13 protein-coding genes are annotated in these 15,895 nt (G+C 64.4%); 5 read left to right on the forward strand and 8 right to left on the reverse strand.

What is annotated here, in order from left to right:
* The first annotated feature begins 28 nt into the window (after window positions 1-28).
* On the forward strand, window positions 29-1,126 hold the full coding sequence (gene ygfZ, locus GH665_RS10795) for a CAF17-like 4Fe-4S cluster assembly/insertion protein YgfZ (RefSeq protein ID WP_174771711.1): 1,098 nt from the start codon (window positions 29-31) through the stop codon (window positions 1,124-1,126).
* 88 nt (window positions 1,127-1,214) lie between these two features.
* On the forward strand, window positions 1,215-2,078 hold the full coding sequence (locus GH665_RS10800; RefSeq protein WP_153135857.1) for an NRDE family protein: 864 nt from the start codon (window positions 1,215-1,217) through the stop codon (window positions 2,076-2,078).
* Window positions 2,079-2,088: 10 nt separating this feature from the next.
* On the opposite strand, the gene GH665_RS10805 is transcribed toward GH665_RS10800, so the two are convergent.
* The 5 genes from GH665_RS10805 to GH665_RS10825 all read right to left on the reverse strand — a co-directional run bounded on the left by GH665_RS10805 (window position 2,089) and on the right by GH665_RS10825 (window position 7,485).
* Window positions 2,089-3,048: an alpha/beta hydrolase gene (locus tag GH665_RS10805; protein WP_153135858.1), complete on the reverse strand. Its 960-nt coding sequence runs from the start codon at window positions 3,046-3,048 to the stop codon at window positions 2,089-2,091.
* A 140-nt stretch (window positions 3,049-3,188) separates the two neighbouring features.
* Window positions 3,189-4,088 (reverse strand): SDR family oxidoreductase, encoded by a 900-nt coding sequence (locus tag GH665_RS10810; RefSeq protein WP_153135859.1) that lies wholly within the window; start codon window positions 4,086-4,088, stop codon window positions 3,189-3,191.
* Window positions 4,089-4,208: 120 nt separating this feature from the next.
* A complete protein-coding gene (locus GH665_RS10815) occupies window positions 4,209-5,207 on the reverse strand; it encodes an NADP-dependent oxidoreductase (RefSeq protein ID WP_153135860.1) in 999 nt (332 codons plus the stop codon).
* Between the two features lie 113 nt (window positions 5,208-5,320).
* Window positions 5,321-5,806 (reverse strand): PaaI family thioesterase, encoded by a 486-nt coding sequence (locus GH665_RS10820; protein ID WP_153135861.1) that lies wholly within the window; start codon window positions 5,804-5,806, stop codon window positions 5,321-5,323.
* Window positions 5,807-5,937: 131 nt separating this feature from the next.
* Window positions 5,938-7,485, reverse strand: coding sequence for an aminotransferase-like domain-containing protein (locus tag GH665_RS10825; protein ID WP_153135862.1), 1,548 nt, complete (start codon window positions 7,483-7,485; stop codon window positions 5,938-5,940).
* A gap of 178 nt (window positions 7,486-7,663) precedes the next feature.
* Here GH665_RS10825 and GH665_RS10830 point away from each other — a divergent pair, with 178 nt between their 5' ends.
* On the forward strand, window positions 7,664-8,041 hold the full coding sequence (locus GH665_RS10830; protein WP_153135863.1) for a hypothetical protein: 378 nt from the start codon (window positions 7,664-7,666) through the stop codon (window positions 8,039-8,041).
* A gap of 51 nt (window positions 8,042-8,092) precedes the next feature.
* On the opposite strand, the gene GH665_RS10835 is transcribed toward GH665_RS10830, so the two are convergent.
* The 3 genes from GH665_RS10835 to GH665_RS10845 all read right to left on the reverse strand — a co-directional run bounded on the left by GH665_RS10835 (window position 8,093) and on the right by GH665_RS10845 (window position 13,416).
* On the reverse strand, window positions 8,093-9,271 hold the full coding sequence (locus GH665_RS10835) for an acetyl-CoA C-acyltransferase (protein WP_046569272.1): 1,179 nt from the start codon (window positions 9,269-9,271) through the stop codon (window positions 8,093-8,095).
* Window positions 9,272-9,504: 233 nt separating this feature from the next.
* Window positions 9,505-11,589 (reverse strand): 3-hydroxyacyl-CoA dehydrogenase NAD-binding domain-containing protein, encoded by a 2,085-nt coding sequence (locus GH665_RS10840; protein ID WP_153135864.1) that lies wholly within the window; start codon window positions 11,587-11,589, stop codon window positions 9,505-9,507.
* A 141-nt stretch (window positions 11,590-11,730) separates the two neighbouring features.
* Window positions 11,731-13,416 (reverse strand): 3-(methylthio)propionyl-CoA ligase, encoded by a 1,686-nt coding sequence (locus GH665_RS10845; protein ID WP_153135865.1) that lies wholly within the window; start codon window positions 13,414-13,416, stop codon window positions 11,731-11,733.
* 279 nt (window positions 13,417-13,695) lie between these two features.
* On the opposite strand from GH665_RS10845, the gene GH665_RS10850 reads away from it, so the two are divergent.
* Both GH665_RS10850 and msrB read left to right on the forward strand, forming a co-directional pair.
* Window positions 13,696-15,252 carry a protein adenylyltransferase SelO gene (locus GH665_RS10850; protein ID WP_153135866.1) on the forward strand — a complete coding sequence of 519 codons (1,557 nt, stop codon included), beginning with the start codon at window positions 13,696-13,698 and terminating at the stop codon, window positions 15,250-15,252.
* A gap of 38 nt (window positions 15,253-15,290) precedes the next feature.
* Window positions 15,291-15,713: a peptide-methionine (R)-S-oxide reductase MsrB gene (msrB, locus tag GH665_RS10855; RefSeq protein WP_120348630.1), complete on the forward strand. Its 423-nt coding sequence runs from the start codon at window positions 15,291-15,293 to the stop codon at window positions 15,711-15,713.
* Window positions 15,714-15,895: the final 182 nt, after the last annotated feature.

The raw sequence follows: 15,895 nt of genomic DNA on the forward strand, positions 1-15,895 counted from the left end.
AAGTCAGAATTGACTGTTCTCGGAATCCATGAACACACCGCTCGCTACCGCTTCAGGCACGCCCTCCGTCACTCCTGCAGTTGCGCCCTCCGGCGCTGTGGCCACGGCCCAGGCTGCCGCATCTGCCGCACTCCCTACGCTGCCGCGCCCTGCCGCCGATGAATTCGACGCCGTCATCCGGCAAGGCGCCTACATGCCGCTCACGCAGTTCGGCGTGATCGACGCGACCGGTGACGACGCGGCGAGCTTCCTGCATGGCCAGTTGACCAACGACACCCAGCATCTCGATGCCGCCAATGCGCGCCTCGCGGGCTATTGCTCGGCCAAGGGCCGGCTGCTGGCGTCGTTGTTGACGTGGCGCACGGGCGAGACGATCCGTCTGCTGATCTCGAAGGACCTGCAGGCCGCCGTGCAGAAGCGGCTGTCCATGTTCGTCCTGCGCGCCAAGGCAAAACTTGCGGACGCGAGCGGCGAACTGGCGGTGGTGGGCCTCGCGGGCGACGTGCGCAAAGCGCTTTCCGGCGTGTTCGACGCGCTGCCCGACGGCGTGCATGTGCAGGTGGACGGCACGGCGGGTTCGCTGATTCGCGTTCCGGATGCGCTCGGCCGGCTGCGCTATCTGTGGATCGGCCCGAAGGCCACGATCGAAGCGCATCTGCCGACGCTCGACGAAAAGCTCAAACGCGTGTCGCCGGCGGTATGGGATTGGCTCGACATTCGTGCCGGCGAGCCGCGCATCACTCAACCGGTGGTTGAGCAGTTTGTGCCGCAAATGGTCAATTTCGACGTGCTCGGCGCGGTCAATTTCCGCAAAGGCTGCTATCCGGGTCAGGAAGTGGTAGCCCGCAGCCAGTATCGCGGCACGATCAAGCGGCGCACCTCGCTCGCGAACGTGGCGGGTGAACTGGATACGGTCAAGGCCGGCGCGGAGTTGTTCCACTCGGACGATCCGGGCCAGCCGTGCGGCATGGTGGTGAACGCGGCATCGGCGCCGGAAGGTGGTGTCGACGTGCTGGTGGAGATCAAGCTGGCGGCGCTCGAAGGCGGCTCGGTTCACCTGGGCGCGGCGGACGGTCCGGCGCTGACGTTCCTCCCGTTGCCGTACGGATTGCCGACCGAGGTTTAAGCACCCGAACCGCAGCGGCGCAGCAATCAGGCGCCGCTTTTTTTATTGCTTCTGTTCCTCCACCGCCCTCACCGGGAGACTGCCCCCGATGTGCCTGATCGTTTTCGACTGGCGACCCGATGCGCTCGACGGGCCGCTCTTCACACTCGCGGCGAATCGCGACGAATTCTTCCGCCGCACCGCCGAACCGATCAGCTGGTGGCATGACGCGCCGACCGTACTGGCCGGCCGCGATCTGGTGGGCGGCGGCACATGGCTCGGCATGTCACGCGACGGCCGCTTCGCCGCACTGACCAATTACCGCGCGCCACATAAAATGCGCGCCGATGCGCCGACCCGCGGCACGCTGGTCAGCGACTGGCTCACCGGCTCCGCGCAAGGCACGGACAACGGCAAGGGCAACAGCAATGGCCGGCACGAAACGCCGCTCGGCTATCTGCAACACGTCGCGCAAACCGGCGAGATCTACAACGGCTTCAATCTGCTTATCGGCGACTGGACGCGCCGCGAGCTCGGCTGGTATTGCAACCGCTCGAATATCGCGCCCACGCTGCTCGCGCCGGGCACGCACGGCATCTCGAATGCGGTGCTCGATACCGCATGGCCGAAGCTGGTCAGGAAACGCACCGAACTGGCCGCGATGCTCACGCGCGACGCGATGCCGCGGCTCGAACGCCTGATCGATCTGATGCGCGATCCGCGCCTCGCGCGCGATGACGAACTACCGTCCACCGGCATTCCGCTCGAACGGGAGCGGGCCTTGTCGGCAGCGTTTATCGAAACGCCCGAGTACGGTACGCGCGGCACGACCGCGGTGCGCGTGGTCGCGCATGGCGAGGTTATCAGCGTAGCGGCGGCGGAACGCAGCGACGACAACGGCTCGCACCGGATCGTGCGGCCCGGCGATTTCGAGCGAAGCTTCGCGTTCAACGTTGAACGCGAGATTGCCTGACGCGCGGCGTTTATTCGACGCCGAACGCCACCCGCAATGCCGCGGCGGCATCCGCGTGCGCCTGCGCGACATCGGGGACGTAGCCGCCCATCTTGAAGAACTCGTGAATCATGCCCGGATAACGCTTCAGGGTGACCTGATTGCCCGCCGCGCGCAGTTTTTCCGCATACGCATCGCCCTCGTCGCTTAAGGGATCGTATTCGGCGGTCGCGATCCATGCGGGCGCGAGGCCGCTGAAATCGGGCGCGCCGCGCGTGCCGTCGAGCGGCGCGAAACGCCAGTCGTCGCGGTCGCTCTTATCACGCACGTATTGATCGAAGAACCATTGAATCGTCTCGCCCGACAGCAGGAAGCCGTCTGCGAGGCGCGCGTGCGAATCGGTTTGCTGGTGGCCGGTGGCACCTGGATAGATCAGCAATTGCAGCATCAGCTTGATGCCCGCATCCCGTGCCAGCACGGCACACACCGTGGCCAGTGTGCCGCCCGCGCTATCGCCGCCCACCGCCAGCCGCTCTGCGTCGATCCCGTATTCGGCGGCATGCGCGTGCAGCCAGGTCAATGCATCGAATGCGTCTTCAACGGCGGTGGGGAATTTGTACTCGGGCGCGAGCCGGTAATCGACCGACAGCACGGCACAGCGGCCGTCGCGCGCCAACATCCGGCACAACGCTTCGTGCGTATCGACACTGCCGACCGTGAAGCCGCCGCCGTGGAAATACACCAGCGCCGGCGCAGGCTCGGCCCAGCTCGGCTCGACAGGTTGATAAAGACGCGCACGAATCGCCGCGCCGTCGCGCGTCGGCACGCTCAGGTCTTCGACCCCGAACATGGGTGCGCTTGCGATCTCCAGTATCGGCGCGCTTTTCTCGTAGGACGCACGCGCCTGTTGCGGACTCAACTCGTGAAGCTGCGGGCGTTTCGCCCGCGCGATCATGTCGAGTACCTGCTCGATCTTCGGATTCAGCGGCATTGGGTTTCTGGCGGCGCGGAGGCGCTGGGCATCAAGGGGACTTTAAGGGATAAGACCCGGGGGATAAAACCGGGAGAAAAACGTCGGGACAAGCAGCAAAAAACACGGCGGCAACCGCCCCCGTGTGATGCCACACGCCCCTAGCTCGCGTTCTTCACGTCCGGCTTCAGCGACATCGGATCCGTTGGGTTGCGCAACTGCTCGATATCCTCATGACGCAGCTTCACCGTCGCCATGATGCCAGGATGCGTGATGATGTAAAAACGCCGCGCGGCGATCGCTTCGAACGTAATGTCGGCAACGTCGGTCGCGCTCAGCTTGCCCGCTTGCACCGCCCGCTGCAATTGCTTGCCGGCGGCGATCTGCGAGCGCGTCGGTCCACTCGCGTTGCGCAGCTCCGTAGGCCGCGCGCGTTCCGCGTCGGCGATGCCGGTCGGCACGAAGGCCGGACACAATAACGAACAGCCCACCTCGCCGCCACCTGCCGCCGATTCAGGCTTGCCTGCCTGCGCGAGTTGCAGGTCGTGATAGAGCGTCTCGGTGAGCGACACCACGGCGTGCTTCGAGGCGTTGTAGACGCCCATCGCGGGTGGCGACAGCAAGCCCGCCACCGACGCCGTGTTGACGATATGCGCGGGCTCGTTCTGCCGCAGCATGATCGGCGTGAAGGCACGCACGCCGTGCGCGACGCCCATCACGTTGACGTTGAACACCCACGCCCAATCGTTCGCCGAGCTTTCCCAGAGGAAGCCGCCCGAGCCCACGCCCGCGTTGTTGAACAGCAGATGCACCTTGCCGAACGCGTCGAGCGCCGCTTGCGCGAGCGCTTCGACCTGGGCCGCGTCGGACACGTCCGTCGGCACGCCGATTACCTCGGCGCCGCCGGCGCGCAATGCGTCGACGGTTTGAGCAAGCGACTCGGGATTCAGGTCGGCCAGCACGAGCTTCATGCCGAGCGACGCGCCCTTCTCCGCAAACGCCCGGCCGAAACCGCTTGCTGCCCCCGTGATCACCGCCACCTTGCCGGCGAATTCGAACATCGTTTCTCTCCTGCGTTTATCGGCCCGGAATTATCCGCCGGAAAGCGTCAGCCGATGCGGCGACCGGCTGACGCTTTCGATATCTACCGCATACGCGGCTCGACAGCCGCGACGCTCAGCTCAGATCAGCTTGACGAGCTGCTTGCCGAAGTTCTTGCCCTTCAGCAAACCCATGAACGCCTCGGGCGCCGCATCGAGCCCTTGCGCGATGGTCTCGCGATATTGCAGTTTTTTCTGCGCGACCAGCGTGCCGAGCTGCTTGAGCGCTTCGGGCCACACCTCCATGTGCTCGCTGACGATAAAGCCCTGCACCAGCAGACGCTGCGTGAGCATCAGCGAGGGGTGCTTGAGCGGCAGCGGCTGGCCGTCGTAACCCGCGATAAACCCGCACAACGCGATGCGCCCAAAAGCGTTCATGCGCGCGAGCGTTACGTCGAGCACTTCGCCGCCGACGTTCTCGAAATAGCCATCGACGCCGTCCGGCGTCACGGCCTTGAGCTCCTGATACAGGTTGCCGGCCTTGTAGTCGACGCAGGCGTCGAAGCCAAGCGTCTCGACCACGTAGCGGCACTTATCCGCGCCGCCTGCGATACCGACCGCACGTGCCCCGGCCAGCTTCGCCAGTTGGCCGACCACGCTGCCCACCGCGCCGCTTGCCGCGCTGACCACCACGGTATCGCCCGCTTTCGGCGCGATGATCCGGTTCAGGCCATACCAGGCCGTTACGCCCGGCATGCCGACCGGGCCGAGATATGCCGACAGCGGCACGTGCGTGTCGTCGACTTTCTGCACCCCCGCGCCGTTCGAGGTGCCGTATTCCTGCCAGCCGAACATCGCGACCACCTTGTCGCCAACCGCGAATTTCGTATTCTTCGACTCGACCACCTCGCCCACCGTGCCGCCGATCATCACTTCGTTCAGCGGTTGCGGGGCTGCATACGACTTGCTGTCGTTCATGCGGCCGCGCATGTACGGATCGAGCGACAGAAAGTGATTGCGCACGCGGAATTCGCCGTCGGCAAGCGGCGCAAGCGGGGTTTCGACGAGCTTGAAGTTATCGGGCGTAACAGCACCTTGTGGGCGCGAAGCCAGCACGAGTTGACGGTTGATCTGGGGCATGACGATCGTCTCCATGGGTTACCGATGTGATCGGCGAGTGATTCGAACGAACGGTGTCTGCAATAACGGAATCCGGCGCGCAGCGTGCTCGATGCGCGCCATTCATCCGCTGATTAGCTGTCGCTGGGACCGGGTTTCGCCGAAGGATCGCTGCGTAGACGCTGTTGCGTCACGTCGCGGCCCACGGCAAGACGCCGCATATATTTGAAGGTGCCGAGCGCCTTGGCGACGAAGTGACCCTCGCTATCGCGGATCTCGCCTTCGCAATAGGCCATGGTGGTCGAGCGATGCAGCACGCGGCCGGTGGCGCGCAATTCGCCGCTGCCCGGTTGCATGAAGTTGACCTTCATCTCGACGGTGACCACGCCGATACCGTCGCCGGCCAGGCTGCGCGCGGCCATCGCGAGCGCGACGTCGGCAAGCGTCATGGTCACGCCGCCGTGCGCAACATCCCACGTGTTCATGTGGTCGTGCTGCAGCGGCAACACGATTTCGCTGACGCCGTCGGCAACCGATACGAGTTGCGCACCCAGCCGGTCGACGAACGGGCTTTCGGGCAGCGACGCACCGCCCGGTTTAGATGAGGATGATTCGGTCATTGCTGATTTCAGATTCCGTAATCGGCACATTCACGCGACGCGCGCAGTGCGCCTGGCGTGAAAATCCGCGGGTTTCGGGCTGCCCGGACGTGCGCTCGACGGCGCACGCGCGCAGCAGGAAATGATAACCGCTATGGCGTTCGTGCATGCGCCGCCATCCGTGCCGCCAGCCGCCCCAGACTGCGCACCGCCTCGTCGGCCTGATCGAGATCCGTACTCGGGCAACTGAGGCGAATGAAATGATCGAAGCGCCCTGCGTTCGAAAACACCGTACCCGGCATTACGCGGATGCCTTCATCCAGCGCCGCTTCGAAAAAAGCGGAGGACGACACGTTACGCGGCAGTTCGATCCAGTAGAACATACCGCCGCCCGGCGGCGTGAAGCGCGTCCCTTCGGGGAACGATGCGGCGATCGCCGCGGCCATTCGTTCGCGCTGAATCCGCAACCGGTCGCGCAAACGCCGCAAATGCCGCTCATACGCATTCGTTTCCAGAAATTCGGCCAGCACGACTTGCGACAGCTGCTCGTTATGGCGCGACTGCGTGAACTTCAGCATGCCGACGCGCCGATGCCAGCGTCCGCCATTGATCCAGCCGACTCGCATGCCGGGCGCGAGCGTTTTGTTGAACGACGTGCAGTGGATCACCGTGCCGTCGGTGTCCCAGGACTTCAGCGATCTGGGCGGCTGAGCGGTGTCGACCAGTTCGCGATAGGGATCGTCTTCGATCAGCGCAATGCCGGCACGCGAGCACAGTTCGACGAGCCGCGCCTTGTGCGTGTCGGGCATGACGCTGCCGAGCGGATTCTGCAGATTCGGCACGACCACCACCGTCCTGATATCCGGATGCGTTTGCAGCGCGAACGCCAGCGCTTCGACGGCGATGCCGGTGGTCGGGCTGGCCGGGATTTCGAGCGCCCGCAGGCCGAGGCTTTCGAGCACCTGCAGCAAGCCGAAGAAGCATGGCGATTCCACCGCGACCGTGTCGCCCGGCTGCGTCACGGCGCGCAAGGCCAGGTTCACGGCCTCGATGCCGCCGTGGGTCATGATCACGTCGTCCGCGCCGATCTGAATGCCGACGTCGAGCGCGCGGCGCGCAATGATCGCGCGCAACTCGGGATCGCCCTGATCGTGGCCGGCCGTGGTCAGCAAGGTCGGCCGGCGGCGCAATGCGCGCAACGCGGCCTTTTGCAGGGCGTCCGTGGGGTAAAGATCGGGCGACGCAGTCGAGCCGCCGAGATTTAACGCGCCGGGATAGCGCTGGAATTTCGACACGATCGCCGAAATCGCCGAATGGATGCCGACGAACTGCGCGGCACCGAGGGCGGCCGCGAGATCCGGCTCGGTGGCGGCCGGCAACGTAGCCGCTTGCCGGGCGCGCACAAAGTAACCCGCGCGTGGCCGGGCCTCGATCAGCGCGTCGCGTTCCAGCGTGCGATAACTTTCGGTCGCCGTCGCGAGGCTCACGCCGTGCCGCTGCATGAACGCGCGCATCGATGGCATGCGGTCGCCGGGACGCAGCACACCGTTATCGATCGCACGGCGGTATTGGTCGGCCAGTTGGCGGTAGAGGGGGCGGCCATCCGCGGGGCGGCCATCCGCAGGGCTGCCGTCCATGGGCTGTTCCTCCAGCGGTAAAACCGCTGCCGGCGCCTCGGGCATGGAAAGAGAAGAGTTCATGAACCGATGGTGCGGACAGTTCGTGCGCGGCGACAGATACACATCGGCCTGATTCCAACCGATACAGCACACTGAAATCTCGCTTTGTACCGGTTCACATAGTCCATTGCTGCGCCTGTTTTCACGTGGACGAACTCAATAAGCTGTGTGGCATGGAAACGGTTTAAAGGAGTCGGCCATGCCCGCTGCAGCACCTCGCCCCGATTTGTCCCGCGATGCCACCACCTCCCGCGTCGCGGCCGGCCAGATGGCCGTACACAATCTGCGCGCACGCACCTCGATCGTGGCCGTCGAAGGCGATCTGCAACTCGACTTCCGCGATCACGCCCTCGCGTGGCTCGGCGACACCGTCCCGCTCACCTCGCTCACGCTGCACGAAGGCGAACGCTATGTCACGCCACAGCGTGGCGTCGTAACGATCAGCACCACGTATGCGCGATCTGCGGTGTTCGTCGTCCAGCCGTGCCGCGCCGAAAACGAGTGGCTCAGTTACCTCGTTCAAGCCGTGCGCAATCTGGCGAGCCTCGTCAAAACGCGACTGCGGCGCGCCGCCTGACACGTCCCTTCCAGCGAGTGACCGGGCCGCTCTGCCCGGCCACGCGCCTGATCACACCACTTCGAACAAACCTGCCGCGCCCTGCCCGCCACCGATACACATCGTCACGACGACCAGCTTCGCGCCGCGCCGCTTACCTTCGATCAACGCGTGGCCGGTCAGGCGCGCGCCCGACACGCCATACGGATGGCCAACCGCGATCGCGCCGCCGTTCACATTCAGACGGTCGTGCGGAATGCCGAGCTTGTCGGCGCAATACAGCACCTGCACCGCAAACGCTTCGTTCAGCTCCCAGAGGTCGATATCTTCGACTTTCAGGCCGGCCTGCTTAAGCAGCTTCGGAACGGCGAACACCGGGCCGATGCCCATCTCGTCCGGCTCGCAACCGGCCACCGCGAAGCCGCGGAAAATACCGAGCGGTTGCAGACCTTCGCGCTCCGCAACTTTCGCGTTCATCACGACACAAGCCGACGCGCCGTCCGAGAACTGGCTCGCATTGCCTGCCGTGATCACGCCGCCGGGCATCGCAGTGCGAATCTTCGACACACCTTCGAGCGTCGTGTCGGCACGAATGCCTTCGTCGGCGCTGACCGTCACTTCCTTCGTGAAGAGACGCCCGCTCGCTTTGTCGGCGACGCCGGCCAGCACCGTCAGCGGCACGATCTCGTCCTTGAACTTGCCGGCTTCGAGCGCGGCCGCGGCGCGCTGTTGCGAGCGCACCCCGTACTCGTCCTGACGTTCCTTCGAGATCGAGTAGCGCTTCGCGACGTTCTCGGCGGTCTGCAACATCGACCAGTAGATTTCCGGCTTGTTCTTGCTGAGCCAGCCTTCGGCCACCATGTGGCGATTCATCTCGTTCTGCACGCACGAGATCGACTCCACGCCACCCGCGACGAACACATCGCCCTCACCGGCGATCACGCGTTGCGCGGCCAGCGCGATCGTCTGCAACCCGGACGAGCAGAAGCGGTTCACCGTCATGCCCGGCACGCTGACCGGCAAACCGGCGCGCAGCGCGATCTGGCGCGCGATGTTGGCGCCCGTCGCGCCTTCCGGATTCGCGCAGCCCATGATCACGTCTTCGATGCGCGCCGGGTCCAGCTTCGCGCGCTCGACGGCGGCCTGCGTCACATGGCCGCCGAGCGTCGCGCCGTGCGTCATGTTGAAACCGCCGCGCCATGATTTGGCGAGGCCCGTACGAGCGGTGGATACGATTACGGCATCAGTCATGCATGTCTCCAGCTTCCAGATGTTGATGGTGGGCGCTCGCGGACCGCTTCATACACCGCGACGGCCCGCACTTCGGTGCGGCGCCGGTGGCGCGTCGTGCTGCACTCCGCTGCACGCTGCTGCATTCGCAAGGCCCATCGGCGTGATGGAGTCGAAGCGTCGGCGCTTACACGCCACGCATTCCAGTATTCACCACGCCGCTCATTTCATTCACACGGTGATCGAACAAGCCTTCAGCCGTTGAACCCACGGCCCTTTGCCGCCAGTTCCGCGATGCTCGGCGCAAGTTGCCACGCGTCGCCATTCGGCCGCGACGCATAGCGGCGAATCGCACGCTCGACGTTGTAGAGGCCGACCGTATCCGCGTACAGCATCGGACCGCCGCGATAGAGCGGGAAGCCGTAGCCGGTCAGATAGACCATGTCGATATCCGACGCCTTCGAGGCAATGCCTTCCTCCAGAATCTTCGCGCCTTCATTGACGAGCGCGAACACGAGGCGCTCGACGATTTCCTCGTCGCTGATCTTGCGGCGCTCGGCACTGGTTTCCTTCGAGAACGCTGCGATCATGTCGTCGACCACTTTCGACGGATACGCAGTGCGGTCCCCCGCCTTGTAGTCGTACCAGCCGCCGCCGGTCTTCTGCCCGAAACGGCCGGTCTCGCACAGACGGTCGGCAATCTTCGAGTAGTGCATGTCAGGATGTTCCTGATAGCGACGCTTGCGAATCGCCCAGCCGATGTCGTTGCCGGCCAGATCGCTCATGCGGAACGGGCCCATCGCAAAGCCGAACTTCTCGATTGCCTTGTCCACCTGTGCGGGCAATGCGCCTTCTTCAAGCATGAAGAGCGCCTGGCGGATGTACTGCTCGATCATCCGGTTGCCGATGAAGCCGTCGCAGACGCCCGAGACCACCGCGGTCTTCCTGATCTTCTTGGCAAGTTTCATGACGGTGGCGAGCACGTCTTTCGCCGTGGCCTTGCCGCGCACCACTTCGAGCAGCTTCATCACGTTGGCCGGGCTGAAGAAGTGCATGCCGACCACGTCTTGCGGGCGCTTCGTGAAAGCGGCGATCTTGTCGACATCCAGCGTCGACGTGTTCGACGCGAGGATCGCGCCGGGTTTCGCTACCTCGTCCAGACGCTTGAACACCTGCTCCTTGACGCCCAGTTCTTCGAACACCGCTTCGACGATCAGGTCGGCGTTTTTCAGGTCGTCGTAGGAAAGTGTTGGCGTGATCAAAGCCATGCGCTGTTCCAGCGCTTCGGGCTTGAGCTTGCCCTTCTTGACGGTGGCTTCGTAGTTCTTGCGGATCGTGGCGAGACCGCGATCGAGTGCTTCCTGCTTCGTTTCCAGCAGCGTGACCGGAATGCCGGCGTTGATGAAGTTCATCGCGATGCCGCCGCCCATCGTGCCGGCGCCGATCACGGCCACCTGCTTGATGTCGCGCACCGGCGTATCCGACGGCACATCGGGAATCTTGCTCGCCGCACGTTCGCCGAAGAACGCGTGACGCAGTGCGTGGCTTTCCGGCGTTTGCACGAGCGCGACGAAGCATTCGCGTTCGAACGCGAGGCCCTTGTCGAAACCGTTCTGCACGCCCGCTTCCACGGCGTCGATACACTTCAGCGGAGCCGGGAAATTCTTCGCCATCGCGGCAACCGTATTGCGCGCGAACTGGATGAAACCGGCGGCATTCGGATGCTCGATCTTGCGGTCGCGCACCTTCGGATGCGGGCCGGCGTGTGCCCCGACCTTGCGGGCAAACGCGAGCGCCGCTTCAGCCAGATCGCCTTCCACGACCTGGTCGAACAGCCCCGAATCGGCCAGCTTCTCCGACATCACCGGTGCGCCGGAGACGATCATGTTGAGCGCGGCTTCAAGGCCAATTGCGCGCGGCAGACGCTGCGTGCCGCCCGCGCCCGGCAGGATGCCGAGCTTCACTTCCGGCAGCGCGATCTGCGCGCCAGGTGCGGCGATGCGGTAATGCGCGCCGAGCGCAAGTTCAAGGCCGCCGCCCATGGCGACGCTATGAATCGCGGCGACAACCGGCTTGGCGCTCCCCTCGACGGTCTTGATGACCGTGTGGAGGGTCGGCTCCTGGGTCGCCTTCGGCGTGTTGAATTCGGTGATATCGGCGCCGCCCGAGAAGGCTTTGCCGGCGCCCGTCAGCACGATCGCCTTGATGGCCGGGTCGTTCTGCGCGCGCTCGATCCCTTCGACGATACCGGCTCGCGTCGAAAGGCCGAGGCCGTTTACGGGGGGATTGTTCAGCGTAATGACGGCCACGCCGTCATGAGTTGTGTAGTCCACTGCCATCTGCCTGCCTCCGTGCGATGAGGCGGCGCATGACGCGCCGCCCGTCCGGGTTATCGAGTCGACTCATTGTCCGACTTTAGCGCCGATTCCCCGGGGTCAGCAGGCAGAATACACAAAAAAGCACGCTCGTTCAATTTATCGTTAGGCGGGGTTTCCCCTGGCAAGCGGAGTCAGCGGGCAATCCTTTTCGTCTTCGAGCGCGGACGGCAGTACGTGGCTACGGAAAATGTCGCGCAGCTTGAGTTTTTGCAGCTTGCCGGTGGCCGTGTGCGGCAACTCGTCGACGAAAACGACGTCGTCGGGAATCCACCATTTCGCGACCTTGCCGTCGTAGAACGCAAGCAGTTCTTCACGTGTCACCTCGAAACCCGCCCGCTTGACGATCACCAGCAGCGGCCGCTCGGTCCATTTCGGATGCGCGCAGGCGATGCACGCGGCTTCGGCCACCGCCGGATGCGCGATCGCGACGTTCTCGATGTCGATCGAACTGATCCACTCACCGCCGGACTTGATCACATCTTTCGAGCGATCCGTGATGTGCAGGAAGCTGTCGCGGTCGATGGTGGCGACGTCGCCGGTGGGGAACCAGCCGTCCACCAGCGGCGAATCGTCCTTGCGGAAATACCGGTCGATCACCCACGGACCGCGCACGTGCAGATCGCCGAACGCCACGCCGTCCCACGGCAGATCGCGCCCGTCTTCGCCGACGATCTTCATATCGACGCCATACAGCACATGGCCCTGCTTTTCGAGCAGTTTGCGCTGCTCTTCCAGCGGACGCTGACTCTGTTCCCACGTCAGTTTCGACAGGGTGCCGAGCGGGGACATTTCCGTCATGCCCCATGCATGGATCACCTGCACGCCGTACTCGTCCTCGAAGGTCCGCAGCATGGCGGGCGGACAGGCCGAGCCGCCGATCACCGTGCGATTGAGCGAGGAGAAGCGCACCTTCGCCTCGCGCAGATAGTTGAGCAAGCCGAGCCACACGGTCGGCACGCCGGCCGAATAGGTGACGCGTTCGCTTTCCATCAATTCATACAGCGACTTGCCGTCGAGATCCTTACCGGGGAAAACCAGCTTGGCGCCGGTCAGCGGCGCGGAATGCGGAATGCCCCAGGCGTTCACATGAAACATCGGCACGACCGGCAGCACGGAGTCGCGCGCGGACAGGCTCATCGCATCGGGCAGCGCCGCGCCGAACGCATGCAGCACCGTCGAACGATGCGAATACAGCGCGCCTTTCGGATTGCCGGTGGTGCCGGAGGTATAGCAGAGATAAGACGCCTGACGTTCGTCGATGGCCGGCCAGTCGTAGTGGCCATTCTGAGCGTCCAGCAAGGTTTCGTAGCTCAGCACCGGCGTTTGCATCTTCGGCAGATGCGCTTCGTCGGCCAGCGCGATCCAGCCGCGCACTTTGGGGCACTGCGGCGCGAGCGCATCGACGAGCGGTGCGAACGTGGTGTCGAACAGCACGTAGGCGTCGTCGGCGTGGTTGACGATGTAGGCGATCTGATCGGGAAAGAGGCGCGGGTTGATCGTGTGGCAGACTGCGCCGAAGCCGGCCGTGCCGTAATACGCTTCCAGATGCCGGTAGCCGTTCCAGGCCAGCGTGGCCACCCGCTCGCCGGGCTCGACGCCGAGCACGATCAGCGCCTGCGCCAACTGCTTCGCGCGCTTTTCACAGTCGCGATAGGTATAGCGATGCACGTCGCCTTCGATGCGTCGCGACACGATCTCGGTGTCGCCGAAATGCCGCGCGGCATGCGCGAGCAACGAGGACACGGTGAGCGGCACGTCCATCATCTGGCCAAGCAGCGGCGTCGTCATAAAGAGAGGTCTCCTCGCCTTGTGTGCGTCATTGGGGTTGCAGTTCGGGGCCGTGCGGCGCGTTCAGCTCGAGTTACGTGCTCACAGTTACGTGCTCACAGGATTGAGTCGCGTTAGAGTCGCGCGAAACGCGCCGGTAAGTCCGTGCGGCATGCTCTGAAACGGTGCAGGCGCGCTCCGGCAGGAGACGCCCGGCACGCGAGCGGCATGGGGCCAAAGGCCGGCCAGCAGCTCCGCGGGCGCGGACTTACAATATCGGTTAATCCAGAGGCGCTCAACATGTCGTTTTCCCCAAGCATTGCAGGGTTATCCGAGCCTTTATCGGCTCTTTCCAACGCACTTACCGCCTCGCCCGAAAGCGCGTTCGCGCGCCTCGGCAGCGTGTTTCTGACACGGCTGCCGGCGGCGCCGCTCAGCGCACCGTACGTGGTTGGGTTCTCCGAAGAAACCGCTGCGTTGCTCGGTTTAGAGCCCGGGCTCCAGAATGATCCGGGCTTTGCCGAACTGTTCTCCGGCAACGCCACACGCGAATGGCCCGCCGAAGCGCTGCCGTATGCATCGGTGTATTCGGGGCATCAGTTCGGCGTATGGGCCGGCCAGCTCGGCGACGGCCGCGCGCTCGGTCTCGGCGAAGTCGAACACGACGGCCAGCGCTTCGAGCTGCAGCTCAAAGGCGCGGGCCGCACGCCCTATTCGCGCATGGGCGACGGCCGCGCCGTACTGCGTTCGTCGATCCGCGAATATCTGTGTTCGGAAGCGATGCATCACCTCGGCATTCCTACTACGCGCGCGCTGTGCGTGATCGGTTCCGACCAGCCGGTGCGCCGCGAAGAAGTCGAAACCGCCGCAGTCGTCACGCGCGTGGCGCCGAGTTTCGTACGCTTCGGGCACTTCGAACATTTCTATTCGAACGATCGCGTCGACGCACTGCGCGCCCTCGCCGACCATGTGATCGATCGCTTCCATCCGCATTGCCGCGAGACCGGCGATCCGTATCTCGCACTGCTGAACGAAGCGGTGCTGTCCACGGCCGATCTGATGGTCGAATGGCAAGCCGTCGGTTTCTGCCACGGCGTGATGAATACCGACAACATGTCGATCCTCGGTCTCACGATCGACTACGGCCCGTTCGGCTTCATGGACGGCTTCGACGCCGGCTACATCTGCAATCACTCGGATTCGCAAGGCCGTTACGCGTACAAGATGCAGCCGCAGATCGCGTACTGGAACCTCTTCTGCCTCGCGCAAGGCCTGTTGCCACTATTGGGTGAGCAGCATGAGGAGAGCGTGCGTGGCGACAAGGCGATCGAAGACGCGCAACGCGTGCTCGGCGGTTTCAAGGAACGTTTCGCGCCGGCGCTGGAAAAACGCATGCGCGCCAAGCTAGGCCTGGAAACCGAACGCGACGGCGACGACACGTTAGTCAACCGTCTGTTCGAAGTGATGCACGCCAACCGCGCGGATTTCACGCTGACGTTCCGCAATCTGGCGCGTATTTCCCGGCACGACGCAAGCGGCGACGCGCCTGTGCGCGATCTGTTCCTTGACCGCGCCGCGTTCGACGCGTGGGTGAACGACTACCGCGCGCGCCTGTCCCACGAAACACGCGACGACACCGCGCGCGCCATTGCAATGAACCGTGTGAACCCCAAATTCGTACTTCGCAATCATCTGGCGGAAACGGCGATCCGCCGGGCGAAAGAGAAGGATTTCTCCGAAGTGGAACGTTTGGCCGCCGTGCTGCGCCGGCCGTTCGACGAGCAACCGGAAAACGAAGCGTATGCGGGGCTGCCGCCTGATTGGGCCAGCTCGCTGGAAGTGAGCTGCTCTTCGTGACGAGCCCCAAAAACAATCTCGAGACAGGAACCCCGACCATGAACAAACCCGACGACCTCAACACCGGCGCCCCCGCGGTGCAGAAAGACGACGCCGAATGGCGCAAACAGCTCTCCGACGTCGAATATCAGGTGACGCGCCACGCGGCCACCGAGCGCCCCTTTACCGGCCGCTATCACGATCACTGGGACCGCGGCATCTATGATTGCGTCTGCTGCGGCACGCCGCTGTTCGAATCGGACACCAAGTTCGACGCCGGTTGCGGCTGGCCGAGCTACTTCAAGCCGATCAACGGCGAGGTGATTGCCGAAAAAACCGACCGCTCGCACGGCATGCTGCGCATCGAAGTGCAGTGCAAGAACTGCGGCGCGCACCTCGGTCACGTGTTCGAAGACGGACCGGCGCCGACCGGTCTGCGTTACTGCATCAATTCGGCTGCGTTACAATTCGAGCCCAAGTAACGCAGCGCGGAGTTCGGCGCGTTGCCGGCCAGCGTCTGTCATGAAACGCCAGCCGGTGGCGGCTCCCTTCATCCGGCTTGCGCACCGATCAACGCAGCGGTCAACGCGGCGCTTACCCGGCACGGCAATCCTGCTACGAATGGCGCAACGCGCCGCTCCGGGCTGCCGCGGCGGGTTTCTGC

The organism is Paraburkholderia agricolaris, assembly GCF_009455635.1.
In the GTDB taxonomy this organism is placed as follows: Bacteria; Pseudomonadota; Gammaproteobacteria; order Burkholderiales; family Burkholderiaceae; genus Paraburkholderia; species Paraburkholderia agricolaris.